At 63.7% G+C, this 25358-nt stretch carries 20 protein-coding genes; 5 read left to right on the top strand and 15 right to left on the bottom strand.

Annotation, left to right across the window (positions count from 1 at the left end; all coding sequences use genetic code 11):
* Positions 1 to 5: 5 nt before the first annotated feature.
* From paaE to paaA, 5 genes are read right to left on the bottom strand one after another with little or no spacing between them, the layout of a single operon-like run.
* Complete coding sequence (gene paaE / locus PV760_RS01995) at positions 6 to 1211, bottom strand: 1,2-phenylacetyl-CoA epoxidase subunit PaaE (RefSeq protein WP_018776921.1); 1206 nt, start codon at positions 1209 to 1211, stop codon at positions 6 to 8.
* A gap of 10 nt (positions 1212 to 1221) precedes the next feature.
* On the bottom strand, positions 1222 to 1818 hold the full coding sequence (gene paaD, locus PV760_RS02000) for a 1,2-phenylacetyl-CoA epoxidase subunit PaaD (RefSeq protein ID WP_354627035.1): 597 nt from the start codon (positions 1816 to 1818) through the stop codon (positions 1222 to 1224).
* Positions 1815 to 2732, bottom strand: coding sequence for a 1,2-phenylacetyl-CoA epoxidase subunit PaaC (gene paaC, locus PV760_RS02005; protein WP_018776923.1), 918 nt, complete (start codon positions 2730 to 2732; stop codon positions 1815 to 1817). The genes paaD and paaC overlap by 4 nt, the downstream gene beginning before the upstream one ends.
* A 26-nt stretch (positions 2733 to 2758) precedes the next feature.
* A complete protein-coding gene (gene paaB / locus PV760_RS02010; RefSeq protein ID WP_354627036.1) occupies positions 2759 to 3187 on the bottom strand; it encodes a 1,2-phenylacetyl-CoA epoxidase subunit PaaB in 429 nt (142 codons plus the stop codon).
* Complete coding sequence (gene paaA, locus PV760_RS02015; RefSeq protein WP_189075366.1) at positions 3187 to 4182, bottom strand: 1,2-phenylacetyl-CoA epoxidase subunit PaaA; 996 nt, start codon at positions 4180 to 4182, stop codon at positions 3187 to 3189. The genes paaB and paaA overlap by 1 nt, the downstream gene beginning before the upstream one ends.
* Positions 4183 to 4383: 201 nt before the next feature.
* On the opposite strand from paaA, the gene PV760_RS02020 reads away from it, so the two are divergent.
* Positions 4384 to 4980 (top strand): arsenate reductase/protein-tyrosine-phosphatase family protein, encoded by a 597-nt coding sequence (locus tag PV760_RS02020; RefSeq protein ID WP_018776926.1) that lies wholly within the window; start codon positions 4384 to 4386, stop codon positions 4978 to 4980.
* A gap of 10 nt (positions 4981 to 4990) precedes the next feature.
* Here PV760_RS02020 and PV760_RS02025 read toward each other — a convergent pair whose 3' ends face one another.
* On the bottom strand, positions 4991 to 6022 hold the full coding sequence (locus tag PV760_RS02025; RefSeq protein ID WP_354627037.1) for a LysM peptidoglycan-binding domain-containing protein: 1032 nt from the start codon (positions 6020 to 6022) through the stop codon (positions 4991 to 4993).
* 361 nt (positions 6023 to 6383) lie between these two features.
* On the opposite strand from PV760_RS02025, the gene PV760_RS02030 reads away from it, so the two are divergent.
* Positions 6384 to 9896: a hybrid sensor histidine kinase/response regulator gene (locus PV760_RS02030; RefSeq protein ID WP_354627038.1), complete on the top strand. Its 3513-nt coding sequence runs from the start codon at positions 6384 to 6386 to the stop codon at positions 9894 to 9896.
* Positions 9893 to 10804, top strand: coding sequence for a GGDEF domain-containing protein (locus PV760_RS02035; protein ID WP_055971277.1), 912 nt, complete (start codon positions 9893 to 9895; stop codon positions 10802 to 10804). The genes PV760_RS02030 and PV760_RS02035 overlap by 4 nt, the downstream gene beginning before the upstream one ends.
* 61 nt (positions 10805 to 10865) lie before the next feature.
* Here PV760_RS02035 and PV760_RS02040 read toward each other — a convergent pair whose 3' ends face one another.
* From PV760_RS02040 to PV760_RS02065, 6 genes are all read right to left on the bottom strand, one after another.
* Positions 10866 to 12140 carry a right-handed parallel beta-helix repeat-containing protein gene (locus PV760_RS02040; RefSeq protein WP_354627039.1) on the bottom strand — a complete coding sequence of 425 codons (1275 nt, stop codon included), beginning with the start codon at positions 12138 to 12140 and terminating at the stop codon, positions 10866 to 10868.
* Positions 12141 to 12254: 114 nt separating this feature from the next.
* Complete coding sequence (locus PV760_RS02045; protein ID WP_018776931.1) at positions 12255 to 13061, bottom strand: PIG-L deacetylase family protein; 807 nt, start codon at positions 13059 to 13061, stop codon at positions 12255 to 12257.
* A gap of 1 nt (position 13062) precedes the next feature.
* Positions 13063 to 14187, bottom strand: a complete 1125-nt coding sequence (locus PV760_RS02050; RefSeq protein ID WP_354627040.1) for a glycosyltransferase family 4 protein — start codon at positions 14185 to 14187, stop codon at positions 13063 to 13065.
* Entirely contained in the window at positions 14188 to 17265 is a 3078-nt protein-coding gene (locus PV760_RS02055) for a hypothetical protein (RefSeq protein ID WP_354627041.1), read from the bottom strand.
* Positions 17255 to 18697: a glycosyltransferase family 4 protein gene (locus PV760_RS02060; RefSeq protein ID WP_354627042.1), complete on the bottom strand. Its 1443-nt coding sequence runs from the start codon at positions 18695 to 18697 to the stop codon at positions 17255 to 17257. Before PV760_RS02060 ends, PV760_RS02055 begins: the two co-directional genes overlap by 11 nt.
* Positions 18694 to 19416 (bottom strand): glycosyltransferase, encoded by a 723-nt coding sequence (locus tag PV760_RS02065; RefSeq protein ID WP_354627043.1) that lies wholly within the window; start codon positions 19414 to 19416, stop codon positions 18694 to 18696. Before PV760_RS02065 ends, PV760_RS02060 begins: the two co-directional genes overlap by 4 nt.
* Before the next feature lie 268 nt (positions 19417 to 19684).
* On the opposite strand from PV760_RS02065, the gene PV760_RS02070 reads away from it, so the two are divergent.
* A complete protein-coding gene (locus PV760_RS02070; RefSeq protein ID WP_354627044.1) occupies positions 19685 to 21904 on the top strand; it encodes a S9 family peptidase in 2220 nt (739 codons plus the stop codon).
* Here PV760_RS02070 and PV760_RS02075 read toward each other — a convergent pair.
* The gene (locus tag PV760_RS02075; RefSeq protein ID WP_354627045.1) at positions 21897 to 22706 is read right to left on the bottom strand and encodes a class I SAM-dependent methyltransferase; all 810 of its coding nucleotides are present in this window, start codon (positions 22704 to 22706) and stop codon (positions 21897 to 21899) included. The genes PV760_RS02070 and PV760_RS02075 overlap by 8 nt on opposite strands.
* 19 nt (positions 22707 to 22725) lie before the next feature.
* Complete coding sequence (locus PV760_RS02080) at positions 22726 to 23109, bottom strand: DUF7793 family protein (RefSeq protein WP_039242755.1); 384 nt, start codon at positions 23107 to 23109, stop codon at positions 22726 to 22728.
* A gap of 202 nt (positions 23110 to 23311) precedes the next feature.
* Here PV760_RS02080 and PV760_RS02085 point away from each other — a divergent pair, with 202 nt between their 5' ends.
* Positions 23312 to 24952 carry an ATP-binding protein gene (locus tag PV760_RS02085; RefSeq protein ID WP_064721450.1) on the top strand — a complete coding sequence of 547 codons (1641 nt, stop codon included), beginning with the start codon at positions 23312 to 23314 and terminating at the stop codon, positions 24950 to 24952.
* A 157-nt stretch (positions 24953 to 25109) separates the two neighbouring features.
* On the opposite strand, the gene PV760_RS02090 is transcribed toward PV760_RS02085, so the two are convergent.
* Positions 25110 to 25280, bottom strand: a complete 171-nt coding sequence (locus PV760_RS02090; RefSeq protein ID WP_162239598.1) for a hypothetical protein — start codon at positions 25278 to 25280, stop codon at positions 25110 to 25112.
* Between the last annotated feature and the right edge of the window lie 78 nt (positions 25281 to 25358).

Below are 25358 nucleotides of genomic sequence, written 5' to 3' on the forward strand. Positions count from 1 at the left end.
ACTCCTTAGACGTCGAAGTCGACGGTAACTTCTTCGCTGGTGGGGTGGGACTGGCAGGTGAGGACGTAGCCCTTGTCCAGCTCGTCCTGTTCAAGGGCGTAGTTCTCATCCATGGTCACGGTACCGGTGATCAGTTTGGCGCGGCAGGTGCCGCACACGCCGCCGGCACACGCGAACGGAACGTCAGGACGGACGCGCAGCGCTGCGTTGAGGATGGATTCGCGGGCATGCGTCGGGCTGGCGACGTCGCCGGTCAGACCATCAAGGGTGAACGTGATCTTGTAGGTGTCCTGCGACTCGTCCTCCACAACAGGACGGCCGGCGTTGCCTTCAGGGCGGTCCGGTCGGCCGGTGGTGAACAGCTCAAAACGGACGTGTTCCGGCTCCACGCCGCGGGCGGCGAGGGTATCCCGGCACAACTGGACCAGCTCGAACGGCCCGCACAGGAACCACTCATCAACGTCCTCGGCGTGGATCGCCGAAGACAACAGGGCCTGCAGCTTCTCCGAGTCGATGCGGCCGGTCATCAGCGGCGCGATCCGCTGCTCCCGGGACAGCACATGGTGCAGGGCCAGGCGGGTGGGGTACTTGTCTTTCAGGTCCGCCAGTTCCTCCAGGAACATGACATCCATGGCGGCCTTGTTGGCGTACACGAGGTCGAAGGTGGTTTCCGGGTTGGCCGCCAGCAGCGTGCGCGCAATCGCGATGACCGGCGTGATGCCCGACCCCGCGGCGATCGCCACGAAGTTGCCCGGCTCCCCCGCCAGTTCCTCCGGGTGGTTCATGGAGTTCATGACGTTGTGCTGGACCGGTGAACCGTCCTTGCCGTGCCGCGAAATGAACGCACCCTGCGGGCTCATCACATCCAGAACGTCCCCGGCCTTCAGTTCGGCATTAGCCCACGTGGAGAACAGCCCGCCCAGGTCCTTCTTGATGGCCACCCGGATCTCGCTACTGCCGTCCTCGAAGCTGCGCGGCTCTGCGCAAATCGAGTAACTGCGGCGGACTTCATGGGGCTCACCGTTCTCGTCCGGAAGCGTGGTGCGCAGGGCGACGTACTGGCCCGGGAGGTAGTCATACTGGCCGGCAAGTTCCGCCGGGACACCGAACGTGACCTCAATGGCATCGTCCGTGAGGCGCCGGACTTCCGCGACGGTCAGGTTGTGGAAAGACGCACGACGGCGGCTGGCCGTCTGTGTTTCGGTGGTCATGGCTGCTTCCTTAGAGGACTTTGAAGTAGTCGAACGGTTCCTTGCAGTCCTGGCAGACAAACAGCGCCTTGCAGGAGGTGGAACCAAAGCGGGTGAGTTCCTTGGTATTGAGCGAGGAACACTGGGGGCATTTCACGGCAAGGCTCAGGCGGACGGGACCGGAGTGGCCGCCGGCGGCAGCCCTGCCGCTGGGCGGAGCAATCCCGTACTCCTCCAGCTTGGCCTTGCCGGATTCGGTCATCCAGTCAGTGGTCCACGCCGGCGACAACACCAGGTTAATGTGGACGCCCGCATAGCCTTCCTTCTCGAAAGCCTTGCGGAGATCGTCGCCAATGGCGTCCATCGCCGGGCAACCCGAGTACGTGGGCGTGATGGTGACCTCGACGGCGGTACTTGCCGGGCCATCGTCGGGAGCGCCCTCATGGTGGGGTGCCTCCGTAACGCGGACGCCGCGCAGGATCCCCAGGTCCTCGATGGTGAGGACCGGGATCTCCGGATCGCAGACCGTGGACGCGATGTTCCAGGCCTGCTGCTCAGCCTTGCTGAGCGGCTGCGTTTGCGCCTGCGTTTGCGAGGGGGTTTGCGAGGGGGTTGCCACGCTGGTCACCAGCTCGCGCCTGGGTGCTCGCGGGCCAGGACCTGCATTTCGGCAAGGATGTAGCCCATGAACTCGGAGTGCTTTCCGCGCCGTCCTCCGCCGGGTGCCTGCGGGACACCTGGAATGTCCAGTTCAGCCTCCGTCATGATCTGCCCCGTGAGGCGATCGAATTCGGCACGGAGAGAGGAAGGCTGGACTGTCACACCGGCTTCGGACAGGCGGGTGGTGAGTTCATCGTCCTCGAAGAGTTCGTCCACGTACGGCCACACGAGCTTGAAGCCCTGGATGATGCGGGCGCGGGACTCATCCGTGCCGCCGGCAAGACGCAGCACCCACTGGGCACTGTGGTCGCGGTGGTAATCCACTTCCTTGACAGCCTTGGCAGAGATGGCGGCGATCGTGGCGTCCGTGGACTCCATCAGCCGGCTGTACAGCCCGTACTGGTAGAAGCTCACGATGAACTGGCGGGCGATGGTGACAGCGAAGTCACCGTTGGGCTGCTCAAACAGGTGCGCCGAACGGAACTCGTGCTCGCGGCGGAAGTAGGCGAGGTCGTCCTCCGACTTGCCCCATGCGGCTCCGGCGTAGGTCAGGAAAGAGCGTGCGTGGCCCAACTGGTCCAAGGCGATGTTGCCCAGGGCGATGTCTTCCTCGAGCTCCGGGGCACGGGAAATCCAATGGCCCAGTCGCTGGGCGAGGATCAGGCCGTCGTCGCCCAGGCGAAGGGCAAACTCAGCCACATCCTCGTCGGGCTTGACCTGGCCGCGGCTGATTTCCAGCGCGATGTCCTCAGGACGCAGGGCGTTGCCCGGCGTGATACGCGTTGCGCTGGCCGAACCGTCACCGGAAGCTCCGGCTCCGTGAACGCCGACGGAGATATCGCCGTGGCCTTCGATTGCGAAGTCAGTGTCTTTGGTGGTCACGTCTTTGGTGGTCACGTCTTCAGTGGTCACAGGTGCTTCACGCCTTCGCTCTTGGTGTAGTAGGTGGCGTGGCGGTAATCCTTGCCCTGCGGGGACTCGAAGAAGGCACCCTTGGCATCGGGATCACTGGAGGAAATCGCCTCGGCCGGGACAACCCAAATGGAGACGCCCTCGTTCCGGCGGGTGTAGAGGTCGCGGGCGTTCCGGAGGGCCATCGCCGCATCCGGCGCGTGCAGGGAACCTGCGTGCACGTGGGACAGGCCGCGGCTTGAACGCACGAAGACCTCCCACAAGGACCACGGGTGCTCTTCCTTGGCGCCGCCGGGTGTGCCGGCCGGGCGCGCGGCGGCGGCCGTCGTCGTGCTTTCTGCGTTCGTAGCCGCCACCTTGGGGGCTTCGCGCTTGATCTCGCTGGCGGCGCTTGCCGGTTCTTCCGGGTTACCGTGGGGAGCCATTATGCTGCGTTCACTTTCTCTGCTTGCTTGCGGGCGTACGCCACTGCTGCTTCCCGAACCCAGGCACCATTTTCGTGTGCCTCGCGGCGGCGCTCGATGCGCTGCGAGTTGCAGGGACCGCGGCCGGCCAGGACTTCCTTGAACTCGTTCCAGTCCAGGGGTCCGTGCTCCCACTTCCTGGTTTCTTCGTTGAAACGGATGTCTTTGTCCGGCAGGGTCAGGCCCAGGACCTTGACCTGCTCCACCATCATGCCGACGAAGCGGCTGCGAAGCTCGTCGTTGCTGAAGCGCTTGATGTTCCATGCCATGGACTGCTTGGAGTTCGGTGAATCGTCATCCGGCGGGCCGAACATCATCAGCGACGGCGCGTACCAGCGGTTCACGGCGTCCTGGGCCATCTGCTTCTGCGCAGGCGTGCCGTTGGAGAGCTCAAGCAGGATCTCAAAACCCTGGCGCTGGTGGAATGACTCTTCCTTGCAGATGCGCACCATTGCGCGTCCGTAAGGACCGTACGAAGCCCGGCACAGGGGCACCTGGTTGCAGATGGCGGCGCCATCGACGAGCCATCCGATGGCCCCCATGTCCGCCCAGGAAACCGTGGGGTAGTTGAAGATGGAGGAGTACCGGGCCTTGCCGGCAATCAGGTCTTCCATCATCTGGTCCCTGCTCTGCCCCAGCGTCTCTGCTGCGGAGTACAGGTACAGGCCGTGGCCTGCCTCATCCTGGACCTTGGCCATGAGGATGGACTTGCGCTTCAGGCTGGGCGCGCGCGTGATCCAGTTGGCTTCCGGCTGCATGCCGATGATTTCCGAGTGTGCGTGCTGCGAGATCTGGCGCAGCAAAGTCTTGCGGTAAGCCGCCGGCATCCAGTCGCGCGGTTCGATGCGCGAGTCCTCCGAAATGATGCGCTCAAAATACGCCTGTCCGGCTGCCTCCCGCTCCTGCTCTTCCGGGGACAGCTCAGCGGGCACTGACTGCAGATTCTGCGATGCCATGGTTGCTCCTAATAAATTACCGACCGTTCGTTCAGAATATGCGGAGCGGATGATCTCAGTCAAGCGTTCACCGGAAGGCCGCGTCAGCGGTTTATGACTGTTCCCGTGGCCTGGCGTTGTTGACAAGGCTCCTGAGATTCCCCGTGTTAACTTGGGGTGGGGCCTCAACCGCCCCACGCCAACGCAAGAAAAGAGCCCTACGTGCAATCGCCCCAGCCCTTCCGAATCCTCACCGTCTGCACCGGAAACATCTGCCGCTCCCCCGTGGCCGAGAGGTTGCTCCAGGCTGGGCTCAACCAGGTAAGTCCCGGATCATTCGAGGTCCGCAGCGCCGGCACGCGGGCCATGGTGGGCGAACCCATCCAGCCCCTTTCGGCACAGATCATCAGCACCTTCCGCGGAACTCCGGACGATTTTGCGGCCCGGCAGCTCACCCAGAAGATCCTCCGGGAAACGGATCTGGTGCTGGCCATGACGTCCAAACACCGCGGCGAAGTACTCCAGTTGGACGCATCGCTGCTGAAACGCACGTTTACGGTCCGTGAATTTGCGCGCATGTTGTCCGTCCTGGAGACCCGCGACGGCGCTCCCGCCACCGGGAATATCGTGGACTTCTGGCGCGACCTCCCCGCCCGCGCAGCATCTGTCCGGCACCTCGCGCTCCCGTCCGATCCTGCCGACAACGACGTGGTAGACCCCTACCGACGAGCGGAAGAGGTCTACCACCAGATGGAGGATCAGTTGGCCCCGGCCATCCTGGGTATCCTCCGGTTCGCGCGCCTTACGGCGCCGGCCTAGTTATCAGCTGCTAGTTCAGGGCGATCACCAGCATCTGGTTGGTTCCGGGGATGCAGGTCTGCAGGACCACCGCTGGGAATCCGCCGAACACTGCTGCCACATCATTGGTGGTGCCGGGGTTGGGCACTTGGCCCCTGCCCGTGGCCGTGAAGGTCCCGTACCCCGGAATGGAAACCGTCTCACCAACACCGATCCCCGAGAACCGGGCCCATCCTCCGCAGAAGTCGTGCTCGGTGATGAACACGGCGTAGGCGTTGGTTGGCGTGTAGTTGATCGGGCCGATGCACGCATCCACCAGTGATTGTCCACCGGCACCGGCCACGTAGATGGTACGCACAGCGGGGGCAGGAGCAGGTGCCGGTGCCGGCGCTGCCACGACGGCAGGGGCGGCTGCGGCCTGGGCCTGCGCAACCGGGGCCTGCGCAACCGGGGCCTGCACTGCCGCCGGCGGGGCGACGGGCGCAACAGGCGGTCCAGTGAGCTTCAGGACCTGGCCCGGCACGATTACCGAATAAGCACCCAGGCCGTTCGCAGCCAGCATGGCGTTGACGTCCACACCGAACCTTGAGGCAATGGAGCCCACCGTGTCACCGGATGCCACCGTGTAGAGGTTGGGGTCACCGGCCGGAGGGGCGGGTGCAGCTTCGGCGGCCGGTGCGGGCTCGGCAACTACCGCGGGGACGGCGGCCGGTGCGGCCTCTGCGGGAGGTGCCGCAGCCGGTACCTCTGCGGCCGGTGCCGCCGCTGGTGCCGCCGCTGCGGGAGCTGCCTGGGCGGCCGGTGCGGCGTCCGCGGATGGTGTCGAAGCTGCGTCGGACGACGGCGACGCCTCCGGCGCCGCCGCTTGTTCATTCGACACTGATTGTTCGACACCGGCCGGTTGCGTGGCCCAATTGACCACCCCGAAAAGCAGCGGGATCAATGCCAGTAATGCAAGAACGGCGCCGGCAATCATGAGCTTGGATTTACTGAACGGCGTATGCCGGACAACGCCATTGTTCTTAGTAAGGGAAGTTTGAAGATCTACATCATTCATGTTCATGGGAACTCCGGGACTCCATGGCTTGGACCGCGCGTGGGAGCCGTTGTGGCCCAGGTGCAGAAAGCGCAGCTATGTATAGGGAGGAGCACCGCCGCACTACGGCGGGGTGCGGTCCACCGCTGAGCCGGAGGAACGGAATTGCAATAAACCCCTGCGAATTCAAATATAGGAATTGGGCATTGCCGGCTGCACGAGTAGGAGATACTCGACTTTCCCTGCAAGGGAAGCGCGGCGCTGTCAGGTATTACGCAGTTTCCGGGAACGGACTACTTGGCAGTACTTAGGTCCCGGTTGATGGGACGTTGGCGGGAAGAGCTGCAGCCTTGCGCGCTTCACAGGACATTTATTGTGCCCTGAACGGGTGTTTTCAGCGTATGCTCTCCTCAGCGCAGCTAAGACGGCGTCGTTCGCTTTTGGTGGGGCCACTTTTGAAGGCAGGGGTTCAGTGGCGGGAGTGAAGCACGAGGTTCTTTCGAAGCGCTCGTGGTCGGGACGCGGAATGCCGTTCTTCCTGATTGCGGTTGCCTTCTGCGCAGTACTGCTGGCCGTTGGCCTGGCAAGCGGAACCGGCACCAATACAGCCCAGCTCGCAGGTGACCTGGCGATCCTCACAGCCGTCCTGACGGCACTGACGACCCATACGCGTGCAGCCCTCAAACAGCCGGTCAACGCTGCCGGCCGCTGGTTCGTTGTGGCGGGACTGGCGCTCTGGTCTGTCGGCCAAGGCATCTGGACGTTCAACGGCATCACCCTCGACCACGACTACCCTTTTCCGTCGTTCGCCGACGTCGGTTTTGTTTGGTACGCGGTACCGGCCTCCATTGGCTTGGTCCTGCTTTTGCGTGGACAGGGTTTGCGGCTGCCTTTGCGCCGGGCCATCCTCGACACGGGGGTAGTGGCAAGCTCCACGTTCTTCATCGCGTGGAGTTCGGTCCTGGGTCCGCTGGCCAGTGCCAAGGACAGTGACGCCTTTGCCCGGATAACACAGATGGCCTACCCCATCGCAGACGTCCTCATGGTCTCCGTGGTCATCGTCCTCACCATGCGTGCGGCCCGGGGGCGCAGACTGCCGTGGCTAAGCCTTGGCATCGGTTTCTGGATCCTTGCCCTCACGGACCTCGCCTACATGCGGCTCACCCTGGAAGGCATTTCAGGTGTCACAGGATCGCCCTTGGCGCTGGGGTGGGTAGTAGCCTTCCTGCTGGTGGGCATAAGCCCGCTGGTGCCGGAAACCGGCAGCAATCGCAAGGACGGCCGCGGTTATGCCGCCGCCCTTGAGCTGCTCCCCTACCTCCCCGTTTTCAGTGCCGTGTTCTTCTCCCGGACCGGCCCCATCGGCGCCGACCCCGTCCTGCTGGTCACCGGCCTGGTGGTCCTGGGGTTCGTCATCGTGCGCCAGGTGCTGATCGTCGTCGAAAATGTGACGCTCACACGCGACCTCGAGTCGAAAGTGGCCGAACGCACGGCCGAACTTGAGGGACTGGGGGCGATCGTCAATTCCTCCGGCGACGCCATCGTCGGCGAAAGCCTGGACGGTGTCATCACCAGTTGGAACCCCGGGGCCGAAAAAATCTTCGGGTATCCGGCCTCGGAGGTGATCGGCAGGAAGGGCAACTTCTTCATTCCGGCAGTTGCGCAGGAGGAAGAGCGCCGGGCAATGGACGTCACAGCCCGGACCGGGGACGTGCAGAACTACGAAACGCAACGCCTTCGCGGTGATGGAACCACCATCCCTGTTTCCGTCACTCTCTCCCCTGTACGGAACGCGTCCGGGATACGCGGAGTGGCCTTCATTTCGCGTGATATCACTGAACGCAAAGCCGCCGAATCCGAACTTATGGCCGCGCGGGAAGCCGCGTTGGAAGCAAGCAGACTCAAATCCGAATTCCTGGCCACCATGAGCCACGAGATCCGGACACCACTGAACGCCGTGATCGGGCTGACCTCATTGATGATGGACACGCCGCTCAGCGAAGGCCAACGGCAGTACGCCCAAGGTGTGAAGGGAGCCGGCGAAGTCCTCCTCACGCTGATCAACGACATCCTGGATTTCTCCAAACTCGAAGCCGGGAAAGTGGATCTGGAAGTCACCGCCTTCGACCCCCGGGCACTCGTGGAAGAAGTCGCCGGACTCGTGGCCGAGGCCGCACAAGGCAAAAACCTGGAACTCATTTCCTACTGCCATCCCGATGTTCCGGGACGGCTCATGGGCGACTCCGGCCGCATCAGGCAGATCCTGGTGAACCTCTCCTCCAATGCCGTGAAATTCACCCCGTCCGGAGAAGTCGAAATCAAAGTCTCCGTGCTGGGGACAGATGCCGGTAACGCCTCGCTGCGCTTTGAAGTCCGTGACACGGGAATCGGCATCAGCGCCACCGACCACCACCGCCTGTTCGATTCCTTCGCCCAGGCAGATGCTTCAACTACGCGCCGCTACGGTGGAACCGGGTTGGGGCTGGCCATATCCCGGCGGCTCACGGAAGCCATGGGCGGCCGCATCGGTGTGGACAGTGAGCTGGGCAACGGCAGCAAATTCTGGTTCGAACTGGAACTGCCCATCGGACCGCCGGCCTCGGAAACTCTCACCCTGCCTGCTTCCCTGGCGGGCAAGAGGGTGCTGGTGGTGGACGACAACGCCACCAACCGCCTCGTGCTGGAGACCCAGCTGGACAGCTGGGGCATGACGCCGGTGGCTGTGGCCGATGCGTCCTCCGCGATGACCGAATACCGCAACGCCGTCCTGGAAGGCCACCCCTACGACATCGCCGTGGTGGACATGTGCATGCCGGACACCGACGGTCTGGAGCTGGCACGCCTCATCAACCATGAAAGCACCAACCCCGGAACACCCGGGATCATCCTGCTGACCTCCACCATGTTGGTGGACAAAGTCGATCTGGCAGCAGCCGGGATCCGCGAGTACCTCACCAAACCCGTCCGCAGTTCCGAGTTCTACAACCGGCTCCTTCGCCTCATGGCCACCAGAACCATGCGTGCCCCCGCAGCACCGGCACCCTCAGCGGCCGCTCCGTCCGCCGAGCCGGTAGCACGGCTGGGAAAACTGCTCGTGGCAGAGGACAACGAGGTCAACCAGCTGGTGGCACGCGGCATGGCGAACCGCCTCGGTTACGGCGTGGACATAGTCGAAGACGGCGCACAAGCCGTGACGGCGGCCCTCACCGGGAACTACGCGGCGGTACTCATGGACTGCCACATGCCGGTCATGGACGGCTTCGATGCCACCCGCGCCATACGCGCCCGCAACGGGCATTCGGCCCGGATCCCCATCATCGCCATGACGGCCGGAGCCCTCAACGAGGACCGCGAGCGCTGCTTCGCTGCCGGCATGGACGACTACATCAGCAAACCCGTCGACCTCGCTACTCTGGGAACCGTACTGGCGCGTTGGGTGCCGCAGTTGGAAGAACCGACGACGGCGGAAGCCGCCGCTGCTCCCACACCGCCCGCCGCCGGGGTGCCGCAGCCGGCGCAAGCACCGCCGTCGGACGCGGTTGTTCTCGACACCGGGCGCCTCCAGATCCTCCGCGAACTGGGACCCGACGACGGCGTGGGCCTGCTCCCGGCGGCCATCGAGGCCTTCCGGCAAGATGCCGGCGGAACCGTAGAGGCACTGCGGTCAGCCATCGACGCCGGGCAACCGTCCGCCGTCGAAGCGGCCGCACACAAACTTGCAGGCGCAGCAGCCAACATCGGAGCCGTGGGCGCCGCAGCCTTGTGCCGGGAACTGGAAGCCCTTGGCCGGGAGAGCAGGCCGGAGCTGGTCGCTGATGGAACGCGGCTGCTGGAGCGGCTGACCGCAGAACTGGCAAGGGTTGACCATGCCCTTGAGCGCATCTTATTGGGAGCCCTATGAAGATCCTTATAGCGGACGACGACCAGATCTCCCGCATGATCACTAAAGCGGCCGTGGAACAATCCGGGCATGACTGCATCGTGGCCGTGGACGGCGACTCGGCCTGGCAACTCTTCCAGGAGCACAGACCGGAAGCCGTGGTGACGGACCTGATGATGCCCGGGCTCAACGGGCTGGACCTCTGCCGTGCCATCCGGGCAGCGGAGAAGGACAGGTACACCTACGTCATCCTGGTGACCTCCCATGGCTCGCGGAAGGACGTCCTTGCGGGAATGGAAGCAGGAGCCGACGACTACGTCACCAAACCCCTGGACCCGTTCAGCCTGCACATCCGGCTCCTGGCCGCCCAGCGTATTACGTCGCTGCACGCGGACCTCGCCCGGTACCGTTCGGCCCTGACCGAGCAGGCACGCACGGACCCCCTCACCAAGGTGCACAACCGGCTCAAACTTTCCGAGGATCTGGGAGACCTGCACGACGGAAGCCACGGCTACTGCCTGGCCATGGTGGATGTTGACAACTTCAAAAGCTACAACGACATCTACGGCCATCAAGCAGGCGACGCCGCGCTGGTGGCCATCGCCGCCACCCTTTCCGGCGAAATCCGGGCCACGGACGCCGTGTATCGGTTCGGTGGGGAAGAGTTCCTGTTGCTGCTCCGGGAACAGACGGCCACTACCGCGGAAACGGTCATGGAACGCGTGCGCTCAGCCGTGCACGATCTGCGGATCGAACACTCCGGCGACCCCGACGGCGTACTGACCATCAGCGCGGGAATCGCCGCTTCCTCGGGGGGCCACCCCGCCGGAACCGAACAGCTCCTGCGGGAGGCCGACCTCGCCCTGTACGCAGCCAAAGCTGCAGGCAGGAACAGGGTGGCCCTTGCCCATAACTTCTATGCGGAATGATCTGTGCGTGGCTGCAGCTGCTGGCTAAATCCGCCGGCCAGGATCCGGTCCTGGCGCAGGGTCAGCATGTTCCTGTTTGTATGGTGTTGTTTCGTTTGACGTTGCTGGTGCCGGGTGCCAAGTGGATATCACCTGCTGCACACGCCCTGTTGTCGGTGGCGACCACGTTGGTGATCGGGCCTTGAGCGCCGAAGTCGCCTATGTGGATGGCGTCGTAGCTGCCTTCGGGGAGCACGTGACCGAATTCCAAATCGTGGATGTAGTTGCCGCTCAGGATCACCCCAGTGACTGCCCCGGTGCGGTTGTCATAATAGCCGGTACGGATACCGTACGGCGCCCCATAGAACTCGTTATCGGCGACTTTCAGGTTATAGATCGAGTGGTTGCCGACCGCTAGTTGCATGCTGCTGCCCCGGTGTCCGCCCCGGACCGTGTTCCCGATGTAGTTGATGTCGTGAGTGGTTCCATCGATGGTGTGGGCTACAAGGCCGTCGTCACCGTCGGTTCCAACGCGCTGGTCGATGGCATTGCTGATGACATCGCCGAAGGATGAGTCCATGACGTGAATGCCGTCAAGCTGGTCATATTTGCCGCTCGTGACCACAACGGTGCTGCTGTTCCTAACACAGAACTTCGTGGTCCCGGCGGCGGCGATGGAGTATGTGAACGGGTTCTTTACATGCACCCCATCCACGAGGTTGTTGGAGCCGCCCCGGATGTCCACGACGTACTCGCTCAAGCGCCCGTCCAAACTGTTACTGGCTGGGAGGGTGTTGCCTGAATGGTCCGCCGTGAGGTTCGTGATCGTGGTATTCGTGGCGTAGTTGGTGGTGACAATGGGGTAACCACCGTACGGTCCTTTTGCCGACAGGAAATCCGGGCCTGCTTTGAGGATCGTGGCCGGGCCTGCGCCCTCCAGTTTCACATTGTTCGCCATTCTGAGCTTGCCGTTGATGATGTAGGTACCTGCTACAAGTTTGACGACGCCGCCCCCGGCTGCTCCTGCGGCGTTGATGCGGTTTTGGATGGCGCTTGTGTCGTCCCCGGCATCGTTGACGGTGGTAGTGACTGTATAGGCCCTGGTGGCGGTGCTGCCTGTCGCACCGCTCTTGGTGCATGCCGCATCCGCAGTTGTGGCCGTGGGAGCTGCTGACAGCGAAAATGCCCGACCGGCTGTTGCTGTCGCCGTCGCCGTCGCCGTCGCCGTAGCAACAGGCGCCCCGGCCATGGCGAGTGAGGCAACTGTGGCCGCTACCGCCAAAGCGGTCCACCGCCGTCGTGGTTGCGCCCCGGTACGGCGCATCGGCAGTCCCAATTCAATGTCAGCAGTTCCCACTGCGATCCCCCAAAGTGTCAAGACGCTCCGTCGGCGCCGTTCGCCGGACTCTGCGTATGGACACACTCGCCGGGCAAAACGATGAACCTCGTCCCGTGGATAACGTCAGTGAAGTCACCATCCGGCATCGGCCCCGGGAACAAAGTAGCTTTCCGGTTTCCGTGGAATCCCGCCGTCGGGAAAGAGCGCCTCTACCTGGGAGGCGTACTGCCTGATCCGACGCTGTTTCCCGGCAAGCCCGTCGTCCCAGGACCAGGGCTCGTATCCCAGCTGGTTCATGAACCGTGAATCGTGTCCGGCCTGGAGGTCGTAGGGGAAATCCGAGTACATCACCAGCCTGTCCCGATGGTCCGTCCCCAGTTGGCGGGTAATCAGATGGTCCACGTGTTTCCCCACGCCAGCCGGGCAGAAGAGCAGCTCCGCCTGAGTCTCCGCCAGCAGCGTGGCGACGGTGGCTCCGAGCGAGCGGATGAGCCCCTTGTCCCCACGCGAAACCCTGCCCTGGGCGATGTCGAAGCGGTAGGTGGGGTAACGGTGGGTGAACTCCGGAAGGAGCCGGTCCCATGCGCTGCTCCCCCACCGCGCCGGCCGCCGTCGACGCCGGAAGAGGGCATCCACGGCCCCGAGGTGAAGGGACTGAACGCCCATGTCCGTCAGGACCTCCCGGTCCTCACTTTGCCGGGCCCTGTAAAGGCCACCGGCGTCCCCCACCACGCATTGGCGCAGGAACGACCCCGCAGCCCTGGTGTGCGGGCCGGGATCTGCGTCGGAGAACAGCGTGGCCACCACTATTTGGCGGCCACGGGCCTGGGCTTCCATCAGCGCTCCGCAGGACAACACGGCATCGTCGAGGTGAGGGGAAAGGACCAGCCAGGGCGCATCCCCGGCCATGGACCGTTCGATCCTGTTAAGGAGTTGCACGTCAAGCCCCTTCCCCGGATGCGGTCGGTTTCAGGGTTGCCACCGCGTCCTTGTACGCTGCAGCCTGGCGCTCGGCCAACACGTCCCAGTCATACGCAGCGGCGAACCGGCGTCCCTCTGCTGCCACCCCGTCAAGCGCCGGCTCCGTGTATCGGAGGGCGATCTCATCAGCCAGCTTGGCGACGTTCAGCGCTTCGACCAGCCAGCCGACACCCGTCGGGACGATCTCACGGAGGCAGGGGATGTCGAAGGCAATCACGGGGGTCCCCACCGCCAAGGCGTCGATGGCAACCAATCCGAAGGTTTCGTGCCGGGACGGCACCACCACGAGCCGCGCTTCGCTCAGCGCCTGGAACTTTTCGTCACCTGACAACCATCCGAGCATCCGCACGCGTCCACACAGCCCCGTCTCCCGGATGCCTTCGCGGAACCTGGCTTCATCCGGACCCGTGCCGGCCACCAGCAGGTCGCCATCCACCCGGTCACAGCATTGCGCCCAGGCTTCCAGGAGGAGGTCCAGGCCTTTGTGGCCGTACTCCAGGCGGCCAATGAACATGACGTCCTTCCCCCGATGTGGAATGGGTTTCCACGCGGCCGGGTCCACGCCATTTCCGATCACGTCCACGTGGAGGCGCGGATTCAGCTGCGTCAACCGCTCCGCGATTCCCTGCGAAACAGAGATGAGCCTCCGGTGCGAGCGCACCCCCAGCCGCTCGAGCCAGTGCAAGGGGAGTTTGTACTGCCGCGCCTTCTCCCTGGCATGGAGCCACTGGACAACCCCGATGGTGGGGCGCCGGGTCCAGAGCGGTGCGGCCATCGTTGAGAAGGGGGCAAAAAAGTCCTCCACCACCAGGTCTGTCTTCCCGTGCCTCCTGAGGGTTTCAAACGGCAAACACAGAACATACGCCAGGAGCCTGGACAGCCGGTTGCGGCCTTCCCCGAGGCCAATGGGGACGTAGTGGACCCCGTCCTGGACACGCTCTTCCCATCCTGGATACCGGGTGGTGAGGACCGTTACGTCGAAACCCCTCGCCGCCAGCCGTTGGTTTATCTCGTGGGTCCTCACGGATCCTCCGCCGGCTCCTGGCATGCGTGGATCTTCGAAGCCCAGATGCAGTACTCTCATCTATTTTTCCGTTCCGTAGCTTTTGGAGGGCTCACCGATGTTGGTCATCGCCGCCTGTTCGAGATCAGCCGGTTCGACAAACCAGATGGTCGTTTCGCCGTTGGTCGGGCCCGGCGTCGAGACCAAGGGCCTTGCATGCTCCTTCAACCAGGCGAGCATGGTGGGATTGGCATAGCCGTAGCCTTGGCTGGTGGGTTTGGATTGGGTCAGGATGTAGCTGGCCCCGTTCTGCTTCATCAGGGGCGCCGAAGGCCAGATACCAAACCGCGGGTCATCCAGATAGGCGAAGTGGCCTGTGCTGTTGGTGACGCTGATCCGTGCGTCCGCTGGCAGGTTCGCCTGCACCCAGTCGTTGGACCGGACGAAGCCGTTGTCCACCGTCAATTCAGTCCGAAGACCCAGCACCACGGTCAACGCCACGAAACAGACGCTGACGACGCCAAGGGTTCTGCGTGCGCGGTGGTGTCTCTCTTTGAGCTCCACCACCACAATGACCGAACACAGCGCGCCGGCCACCATGACGCCGTACCCGTACTGTTCCTCAAAGGTGCCAAACGCTGCGCTGTAGACGCCGGCGGCTCCCAGGGCCAAGCCGCCCAGCCCGACCAGTCGCCTCCCGGCATGATGGCTGAAGCACAGGATGAGTCCCACCAGCGGGCACAGGCCCAGGAGAAGATAGCTCGTGCCGAAATGCCCGCTTTGCTCAATAAGGCGCGACACCAAGCTCGGTGATCCCTCAGAAGTGAAGCCGGTGGTCTTCTCCACACCGGACATGCGCACCAGCCCGTGGGTCTTTGCCCACACCCAATCGGAAAAATGACCGCCGGCGGCAACCACCAGCAAGTAGCTTGCATAAGGCAGTACGCCGAAGACTGTCAGCACCAGCGCTTCCCGCCACGGAAGGGTCTTCTTCCACACAACGGCGGCCAGCACGGGAGCCAGCGTGCAAATGAAGAAGAAGTCCTTGCACAGGATGGAGCACCCGAACAACAATCCGGCAGCCATCAATCTGAGGAACCATCGCGCCCTGCTCCCAGGCTCGCGGGCGCCCACAAGCAACAACATCCCGGCCAGCGCGGGAACCATGGCAGATGTCTCAAGGAAGGCGTGGCTGTTGTTGCGCAGGATGAACGGTTCAAAGGCCAGGAGCACGGCGGTAAGCCATGCAGCGGTCTTCGTGGCCAGATGGCCGACCAACAAGAATCCGAGCCCCACGGTGACAGCCCCCAGAACGCCGTTGAGCCACCGTAGCTGCAGCGTCACATCGATGATGTCCCCGAAAATGCCGAACACCTTGATGACTCCTGCTTCAAGCAGGAAATATCCGGGCGGATGCAGGAAGAACGGCCCGTCCGGCAACGTGGGAAACATGCCGTTGCTGACCGACGCCCCCAGCCGCACATACAACATTTCATCCACCCACAACTCGAAGCCGCGCTCCAGCCCCAGCGCCCGGACACCGAACGCTGCGACAACAACCGAGCCGACTGCCAGTGATTTATTGGACGCTCCTCTTCTGATCCAGGCCGGCAGGCGCCCCGCGCGCCGGGATCCCGTGTGGTTGGACCGACGGCCGGAACTCCTTCTACGGGCACCCTGAGTGCGGCGGCGGAAAAACTTGAAGTCATTCCTGTGTGGCAGCAACCCACGCTGATGTGCCAACACAGCGACCCCGCTGATCATGGCGGGCAGAAGCCAAAGCAGTGGCTGCAGGTGGGCGGCCACGCCGAGGACCACGATCAGGGCGACCGCCAGGATGGCAAACCGGCCTGCTCCCTTTCCGGGGTTGGCGTTGGCCAGCACCGGGCGGGCCAGAACAGCCATGACCAAGGCCGCCGACACCGCACCGGCCGCGGCACCTGCCGCCATGCCCGGTACCCTGTTCAACTCCCATCCAACCCAAAGCCCGCCAACCACCAAGAGGCATGCACATGCGAGGCCCAGTTGGCATCGGCGATAGGCGCGCACAGCCAGAAGGATCGTGGAAAGCACCATCAGGACGGCATAACCGAGACCTGATGCGGCCAGCCACGGGAGGAGGTCAATGGAACCGTGGTACTTCCGGGGAATCACCAGGCTGGCCAGCTGAGGCGGTGCCGTGGCAATGATGGCAAAGGCCACCACGGCCAACTGCCCGAACGAGGAAAAGGCTCCGGCAAGAATCCGGCCAACATCAGCGCCAGGGCTCCGCAACAAGGGGAATGCCACCAGCGCGGTTCCGGCCGCCACATAGACGGGCCCCTTGGCCAAGGTGGAGAGGGCCTGGAACCCAGCCGCTGCCACCGATCCTTGGTCCAGGAAACCAACCACCACCACGTCCATGCCCACCAGCACAGACACGACGCAGAGAACTGAGGCGATGTCGCTGGTTTCCGCCCAACGCCATTTCTCACGAAGCACCCTGGGACGCCAGCGCAGGTCACGGTAGAAAGCCGGCGGTACCACCAAACCCGCCAAGGCCCCCACCGCGAAGCCCGTCACCGAGGCCCCGGCACCCCAAGCCAGCACGGCCACCACCAGGCTGACAAGCAGCCTGACCACAACCTCGGCCACGGTTCCCAAGGCGTACCACGTAAAGCGCAATTCGCCCTGGAGCCATCCGGCAGGCACCGCCACCACAAAAATCGTGAAGGAGGCCAAGCCGACAGCAAGAGCCATGGAGGGAGTACCAATGACGAGTGTGAGGCAGCCTGTCACAATGGCTGCCACCAGCCCTGCCAGGCACGACACAAAGACCGAGAACGACAAACCATCCCGCCGACCCTCCGAGCCCTCCGCGTGAACAGCCACGGTGTGGGAAAGAGGAAGGGGAACCAACGCAGCGGCGACGATGCCCACAATGCCTACCAGCATCGCGGCCGCTGCGAACAGGCTGTAATCAGTGGTTGGAAGCAGGGCCGCCATCAGCAACGTGCAGGAGTAACTGACCACCCCGACTACACCGGCCGAGACCGCAAGAAGGCCACTGTTCTGCGATACATTCGTGCCTTGGTCCGGCGTTCGGTTGGCGCGGCCGCCTGTGTCCGCCTCCCGGGAAGGGAAAGGTGCGGTGTCCGCGTCCACGGAGCTATTGGCCATCGATTACATCAGCCGGAGCAAACAGGCTTTCGGGTCCGGCAAGAAGCGTGTAGCGGCCCGCCTGGCGAAGTTCCGGATTGGCAACGCCAATGCTCTGTGCTGCAGCGAAAGCCTCGAATTCGTCGCGTCCCTTCATCAGGATCGCCACGCGCCCGTCATTGCTCAGGGCTACTTCATCGGTAGGCCGCAGAATCGACTTGAGGGATGCTCCGTGCGGCAGTTCGAAACGAACCAGGGTGGAGAGATCCGAGTGACAGGCCCGGGGATCTCCACCGTCCCGCCGCAACTTCTCCTCTTCCAGCAGCACCCCCGTGAGCAACCTGGTGCTGCGCTCCCAAGTGAAACAACGGGCCCACTCACGGCACTCATCCGCAATGTCCGTGAAACTGCCCGGCTGGGACAACGTGGCCATGACTTGAACCATGGTGCGGCCAATATCTGCAGGGTTGTCCACCAGCCAGCCTGTCCTGCCATCAACCACCGAGTCCCGTATTCCGGGCACGCGAAGCGCCAGGCAGGGAACTCCCCAGGCCGCGGCCTCAACCACCGAACAACCCCAGCCTTCGGAGGCCGAGGTGGAAGCTGTCAGCCAGGCCCTGCCCAGCAGTTCGTCGCGGACGCCGTCGGGCTGATAACCATGGAATGTCACTGCATGATCCAGGCCAAGATCCATCGCGATCTGCTGCAAACGTGCCCGCTCCGGCCCGTCCCCAACGATGTCCATCCTCAGGTTCGGAACGTTTCGTGCGGCAACGGCGAACTGGCCCAGCAGCAGATCCAGCCGCTTATGCGGCACCAAACGGCTGACGACGGCGACGGTTGGCTCAGTTGCCCGTGTGGCCACTGCCTCGGGGATGTCGATGGTGCCGTTCGGAACCACGTGGATGGGGCTTCCAAAGCCAAGCTTCCGCAATTCCAGCCGCGTTGACGGTGACACCGCAACCATCGAGCGCCGCCCGTAGACCCTCTTGGCTCCTGTACTCTCCAGGAACCTGCCCACGGCAGCCAACGGTGGAGAGAACCTGCTGCGGAACTGCTCCTGATGGACGTGGTGCACCAGCTGGATGATCGGAACATCCTTGGGCAGGAACAGCGGGGAAAAGAACGGAATCCCGTTCTGGCAATCCACCACGGCGTCGAACCGTCCGGCGCTGCGCAGGAGTCTGGCTGCGGTCTTTCCGTAGATGGACAGCGGTCCGCCGGCACGGAGTATCCGGATGCCGTCGATTGCATCCTCCGGCAACTGGCCGGCGTCGCGCGCTGTGAACCAGGTGACCTTTACGCCGTTGTCCACCCACCTCTTGGATATCTGGTGCATGTATTGCTCGGCACCGCCGGCAAGGGAGTGCCGGATATCGCGCCAGTTGAGCACCAGTACCCGCTTTCCAGCAAGCCTCGCGGGAGAGTTCATGTCGGGCAGGGCAAAGGTCATGATGTTGCTTTCTGAAGTTGGATCACTGATGCGAAGCTGGCAACGCCATCGTGGAAGGGACGGAAAGTGGACTCAGCACCATCCGTCCAGGCCACGGGGAGTTCGATGATCCTCGCGCCGTTGTTCTGTAGCCGCAGGAGGAGTTCGACATCGAAGGCGAAGCCCGTGCTCCGGCACTGCACCATGGCCGCGGTGAGCGCGTCGCGTTCGAAGAACTTGAAACCGCACTGGGTGTCCTGGATCCCCTTGACCTTGGAGGGCGTCAATACCCGGAAGGCTGTGCCTCCCATCCGGCGTCCCAAATGCTGGGGCCGCACAAAGGTGGAACCGGGCGAATGGCGCGAGGCAATGACTGCGGCCGCACCGCGCGAGAGATGGGCCATGGTCTTGCTGAGTGTTTCCAGCGGAGTGGCGAGATCGGCATCGAAGAAGCCGGTGAATTTCGATGTTCCGCTCAGCAGGCCACGGCGGACTGCCGCCCCCTTGCCCCGGCGGGCGCAGCCCACCACGGACACCGGCACGATGCCGCGCTGTTCACGGGAGATCCGGCGCACCACGGCGGCTGTCTCATCCACACTTCCGTTGTCCACCACCACGATGCGCGACGACCATGCCTGGCCGGCCAGGAAGTCGATGGTTTGGTGCAGGGTGTGGGGAATCCTGGCGGCCTCGTTGTAGGCAGGAATGATGACCTCAAGGTCCACGACGGACCGGCGCATGGATTCGGAGGGCCACCGGGGATGAGGATTCCCTCTCTTGCCGGGGTGAAAACTTTGCGGGTAAAGCGTGAACATCCGAACCTCCAACTTTCCGGGCACCGTACGAAATCGTGCTCGCCTATAAGCAGTGGGGGTGCTGCGCGAGTCATGACGCAGATCCGCGAGGATCTCCCGGGAGATGGGGTCGCTCCCGGCTTCCCCGGGACGTGCCCGGCGCTCTGAGCGAAATTGCTGGTTCAGTGTCGGAGCGCGTCTATAGAGTGGCCCCATGAGCCACATTTCTTCTGCATCCCCGGTAACCCGCGAAACTGTTCCGGAGCCGCCCGTTGCCAAGCGGGTTCCCACCCGACGGGAACATCACGGCGATGTTTTCGTGGACCAGTACGAGTGGCTCCGGGACAAGGAATCACCGGAAGTCGTGGAGCACCTGAAAGCGGAGAACGCCTACCAGGAGGCCGTGACTGCGCACCAGGAGCCATTGCGCGAAGCGATGTTCCAGGAGATCAAGGGCCGCACCCAGGAAACGGATCTTTCGGTCCCCAGCCGCAAGGATGGCTGGTGGTACTACAGCCGCTCGGTGGAGGGCAAGGAGTACAGCATCCAGTGCCGCGTCCTGGCCCGGAACACGGGCGATCCCGTAGCGGACTGGACTCCCCCGGCCGTGGAGGCCGGCGTGGAACTGCCCGGCGAGGAAGTGCTCCTTGACGGCAACATCGAAGCCGAGGGCCAGCCGTTCTTCAGCGTCGGCGGCGCTGCCGTGACCGTGGATGGCAACCTCTACGCCTACGCAGTGGACAACTCCGGGGACGAACGATTCACTCTGCGGATCAAGGACCTGCGCACAGGCGAACTCCTTCCGGATGTCATTGAGGACATTTTCTACGGGGTTGCCTTCTCCCCGGACGGCACCAGGCTCTTCTACACAGTGGTGGACGAGTCGTGGCGGCCCTACCAGGTGAAGACCCACGTCCTGGGCACGCCCGTCACCGAGGATGAGGTTCTCTACCAGGAGGACGACGTCGCCATGTGGCTGGGCTTCGACCTCGCCTCCGACCGTCGCCACCTCGTGCTCAGCATCGGCTGCTCGGAGTTCAGCGAAACCCGCCTGCTTCGTTTCGACGACTACGAATCCGGCCTCAGCACCGTCATTCCACGTGAAGAGCACATTCTCTACGAGGCCGAGCCCTTCCTCCTGGACGGCCGGGAAACCCTGCTCCTGACCCACAACAAGGATGCCATCAACTCCATGGTCAGCCTCGTGGACCCGGCGGAGCTCACCAAGCCCATCGCCGCGCAGAACTGGCGTACCGTCGTCGCGCATTCGGACGACGTCAGGGTCAACGGCGCAGGCGTGACCTCCACCCATCTGGTTCTTTCCATCCGCAAAGACACCATCGAAAGGGTGCAGGTGCTGCCGTTGGCAGGGCTGGGCACCCCGGCGCAGGGCGCACCCGTGGAGCCGGCCTTTGACGAAGAGCTCTACACGGCAGGCGTTTCGGGCTCGGATTATGAAGCCCCCGTGATCCGGATGGGCTACACCTCCTACTTCACACCGTCACGGGTGTACGACTTCGTCCTCCCCACTCCCGGGCTGCCCGATGGCCAGCTTCTGCTCCGCAAGGAAAGCCCCGTCCTGGGCGGCTACTCCTCTTCCGACTACGTGGCGACGCGAGAATGGGCAACGGCCGACGACGGCACCCGGGTCCCGTTGTCGGTACTGCGTCACGCTTCGGTACAGCCGGACGGCACTGCGGCGGGTCTCGTCTACGGATATGGCTCGTACGAGGTCAGCATGGACCCCGGATTCGGCGTAGCGCGGTTGTCACTCCTGGACCGCGGCATTGTCATGGTCATCGCCCATATCCGGGGCGGCGGCGAACTGGGACGCCACTGGTACGAGGACGGGAAGAAGCTCAACAAGAAGAACACCTTCACGGACTTCATTGCCGCAACGGACTGGCTGGCATCCTCGGGCTTGGTCGACCCCTCGCGTATTGCCGCGATGGGCGGCTCCGCAGGCGGACTGCTGATGGGCGCCGTCGCCAACATGGCCCCCGAAAAGTACGCTGCGGTGGTGGCGCAGGTCCCGTTCGTGGACGCCCTGACCACCATCCTGGACCCCGAGCTGCCTTTGTCCGCCCTCGAATGGGAGGAATGGGGAAACCCGATTACCGATCCCCAGGCGTATGCGTACATGAAGTCCTACACTCCCTACGAGAATGTGGGAGCCACGGCCTATCCAAAGATCGCCGCTGTGACGTCCTTCAATGACACCCGCGTGCTTTACGTTGAACCGGCCAAGTGGGTCCAGGCTCTGCGCGCCACCTCCACGGGGACGGAGCCGATCGTCATGAAGATCGAGATGGACGGCGGCCACGGTGGCGCGTCGGGCCGCTACGTGCAGTGGCGCGAGCGTGCCTGGGACTACGCCTTCGTGGCCGACTCCCTGGGCGCCACGAAACTGCTTCCGGGAGCCGGCCTCAAGTAGACCTTGAGCGGAGGATGGCGTAATACCCCGGGATCACATCCGGAACCGATGGGTTGCTCAACGGACGGGTTTCGATGTTCGTCGCGCCGTCCTCCACAAGGTTCCAGTCCGCCGTCGGAAAGGCCTTGGCGCGCTGCGCCGCGCCGAAGCGGCCCGGCATGGGCAATCCGCGGATGGCCCATTCAAGCGGTGCAGGGATCGACTTGCGGGTAGCGCCGAGGTGGCTGACGTAGTCCACGGGGGTGCCGGGAAAGTTGGTCTCTGCCAGGAACACGCCGCCACGGCGTCCGACGACGGGCAGCAGGTTTGCCGCCAAGGCTGCACGTCCTTTGCGGTCCAGCACGTGCAGCACGCCGCGGATGAAGACGTTGGCGTCGCCGGTCCAGCCCGCCTTTTCCAGCGCCGTTGCGACAGTCTGCGCAGCGTCCGGTGCCGTCATGTCGCACACGGCGAATGCCGCCGTCGTGATGCCGGCTGACTCCTGCCGGGCGCGGTCGATGGCGTTGGCGGAGTAGTCGAGCCCCAGGGCCAGGGGGAAGTGCCCTGCGAGGAGCCGGGTGAAACTGCCGTTGCCGCATCCAACGTCCACCACAGGGAGGGCCGGGTCAAGTTTCGCCAGCTTGGGAAGGTAGCCGTTCAGTTCATGGTCGCTTCCCGAGTCCCAGAGGACATCGCCGCTGGCTCCCGTCGATCGCACGTTGCCCCAGTATTGGTCCCAGGCGGTCAGCGGATCCTTGGGCGCCGAAGAGGAGAGCCTGATGAGGCGTGGGATCAGCAGGTACTTCCTCAGCGCAGAGAGCATGCTCCAAATATAGGGTGCCTTATCCCTGCACCAGCCACTCCAGCGCTTCTGTTTCGGAGGTGAAGAATTTGGTGGGACACGGCGGCTTCATGATGCCCAGGAAGAAATTGGCAATGACCCGGTCCACCGGCGACGAACCCCAAAGGGCGATCCTGTTGGCCTGGCAGGGTTTGGCGAAGACGGAGCGGGCGCCGCGCGTGACGTCGTCCGTGGTTGCCATGTCCACAATCATGGGGTGGCGTTCCTGGCCGCACAGCTCGTTGACCCGATCCATGGCCCTCTGTGCGTCCCCTTCCTTTATCCTGGCGCCGCGAGGCCAGGTAAGACGCAGAATTCCGGACTCTTCAAGCTCCAGCTCAAACATCACCTGCTGGTGTTCCGGCGGTGTGGCGGGTTGGTCCACGATGCTCCTCATCCGATTCTGGGCCACAGGCAGTGGGCTTCGGTGCTTCTTCAAGGCTGTCGAATCCGAAGGACAATGTAAAGGCGTGACCCACGACTCATCCAGCCCGTTTGCTGCGTGGCGTCCGTACGCCCCCACGCCGCTGATAGGGTGTTGCCACATCCGGAATTTACGTGGTTAAGCGTTGAAGGGAAGGGGCTCAGTGGGCCAGGACAATGCCGAAGTACAGCATTCCCTTTCCGCCGTGGTCGCAGATTCCGATGCGGACCGCTCGGCCGTGACATCGGCGGCCCTCGCCGCCGCGGGCTTCCGCGTTCTTCCTGCCAAGGACGCCGGCGAAATCGCTTCGCTGCTCCAGCACGAGCGCCCCGCGGTAGTGGTAGCGGAAAGCACGCTCGGGCAGTCCCTCCGCAATCCCGGGGTCCCGGTCCTGCTCCTCCTCGGTGAAGACGAATCGCTGGATGTGGAAGCCGTGGAGTCATGGCGGGTTGCCGACTACGTCATGAGCCCGGTCCGCGGGGGCGAAATTGTCCATCGGGTGCAAACCCTGATCGGCCGCTCCAAGGAACGCGCGCGCTCCCGGGGCGAGGTCGAGGCCTTGCGCGAGAGCCTGCGGGGAGTTTCGTCAGCGATCCGGGAAACGAACGACCCCCAGCTGATCGCAGACCACGTCGTCCAGGGTTTCGGCGACGCCCTGGGTGTGGACCACGTCTGGTTCGCGACGTTCCAGGATGAACGGGTCCCCAGCATCCGCGCCCAATGGAGCCGCCCGGGACGCCAGATGCTTCCGGCAAGGCTGGGCGGCAGTGAGGGCGCCATCATGGAGGTGGCCAACAAACTATGGGCTGCGGCAGATGTGCTGGCCATTACCGACCACCGTGAGGACCCCGACTCGGCCATCGCCCAGGCCCTGAAAACCTGGTCCAACGAACTCAACCCCGTCTCTACAGTGCTGCTGCCTGTGGGCGAAGGCGCATCGGCCATGGGCATCATCCTGCTCTCCACAGTGGAGGACCGGCACGAATGGACCCGGCCCGAAATCGCACTCCTGCAGCACGTGGCCGGAAACGTTGCGCACGGACTCATCCAGGGAAACCTCATCAGCGCACAGCAGCGTGTCCTGCACCAGCTGCGGCAACTGGACAAGGCCAAGACTGACTTCCTGGCCACCGTGAACCACGAGCTTCGCACCCCGTTGACCTCCATCACTGCCTACCTGGACATGATCCAGGACGGTTCAGGTGGCCCGGTTCCCGAGGGCATCAACAGGATGCTGGACGTCATAGCCCGGAACTCCAGCCGCCTGCGGAAGCTCATTGAGGACATGCTGACGGTATCGATGCAGGATGGCAGCAACCTCGACCTCAAACCGGTGGACATCGCCAAGCTCCTCCAGGTTGTCGTGGCGACGCTGAGGCCGCTGGCAGAGTCCCGCCACGTGTCGGTGTCTGTCACGGAGGGTCCCGAGGACATCGAAGTCACCGCGGATGAGGCAAAACTGGAACAGGTCTTCACGAACATCGTGGCCAACGCCATCAAGTTCACCCCCGAGGGCGGCCGGGTGGGCATCAGCAGCGCCGTGTCCTCTTCCAAGGATGGCGGGCGGGCAGCGTTGGTAAAGATCGCAGACAACGGCCTTGGTATCCCGGAACACGATCTCCCCCATATCCTGACCCGTTTCTACCGCGCTTCCAATGCCACCTCGGCAGCAGTTCCCGGCAGCGGCCTGGGCCTGGCAATCGCACATGACATCATCAGCCGCCACATGGGACGCATGGTGTTTGACTCCACCCTCGGCTCCGGGACCACGGTGTCCGTGGAGCTGCCCGTCGGCGGACCTTAGGTTTCGAGACCCTGTGACAGCCCTGTCAATGGCTCAGCCGGACCACACCCGGGCCGTCACTAATGCGCGACATAATTTGAAACAAAAATTGATGCCCCAGGCAGCGGCCCGGGGCATCAATTTTATGTCAAGTGGCCTTGAGAGGCTCCCCCAATGTTTAGTTCGGCCACCACCCGATGCTGGTGGTGTTCGTCTTGGTTGTGGTGGTGCTGTTCGGCCACCAGCCGATTGCCGTGCTGTCCTGCGAAGGCTCGGCATTAGCCGGAGCAGCGAATCCCGTTACTGCCAGAACTGCCGCCATGAGCAGGGTTGCCGCAAATTTTTTCATCCGCTATGCCCTTTCGTACTGATGCGAATTGTTGACTGTGACTTGAATAAAGTCACGGGGCAAACTATACGAGCTTTT

This window comes from Paenarthrobacter sp. CC6, from assembly GCF_040560085.1.
GTDB classification, from domain to species: domain Bacteria; phylum Actinomycetota; class Actinomycetes; order Actinomycetales; family Micrococcaceae; genus Arthrobacter; species Arthrobacter nicotinovorans.

Coding starts and splice junctions, on each gene's coding strand:
- paaE (WP_018776921.1), bottom strand. CDS start 1,211: ATGACCACCGAAACACAGACGGCCAGCCGCCGTCGTGCGTCTTTCCAC.
- paaB (WP_354627036.1), bottom strand. CDS start 3,187: ATGGCTCCCCACGGTAACCCGGAAGAACCGGCAAGCGCCGCCAGCGAG.
- paaA (WP_189075366.1), bottom strand. CDS start 4,182: ATGGCATCGCAGAATCTGCAGTCAGTGCCCGCTGAGCTGTCCCCGGAA.
- PV760_RS02025 (WP_354627037.1), bottom strand. CDS start 6,022: ATGAACATGAATGATGTAGATCTTCAAACTTCCCTTACTAAGAACAAT.
- PV760_RS02035 (WP_055971277.1), top strand. CDS start 9,893: ATGAAGATCCTTATAGCGGACGACGACCAGATCTCCCGCATGATCACT.
- PV760_RS02050 (WP_354627040.1), bottom strand. CDS start 14,187: ATGAGAGTACTGCATCTGGGCTTCGAAGATCCACGCATGCCAGGAGCC.
- PV760_RS02055 (WP_354627041.1), bottom strand. CDS start 17,265: ATGGCCAATAGCTCCGTGGACGCGGACACCGCACCTTTCCCTTCCCGG.
- PV760_RS02060 (WP_354627042.1), bottom strand. CDS start 18,697: ATGACCTTTGCCCTGCCCGACATGAACTCTCCCGCGAGGCTTGCTGGA.
- PV760_RS02065 (WP_354627043.1), bottom strand. CDS start 19,416: ATGCGCCGGTCCGTCGTGGACCTTGAGGTCATCATTCCTGCCTACAAC.
- PV760_RS02070 (WP_354627044.1), top strand. CDS start 19,685: ATGAGCCACATTTCTTCTGCATCCCCGGTAACCCGCGAAACTGTTCCG.
- PV760_RS02075 (WP_354627045.1), bottom strand. CDS start 22,706: ATGCTCTCTGCGCTGAGGAAGTACCTGCTGATCCCACGCCTCATCAGG.
- PV760_RS02090 (WP_162239598.1), bottom strand. CDS start 25,280: ATGAAAAAATTTGCGGCAACCCTGCTCATGGCGGCAGTTCTGGCAGTA.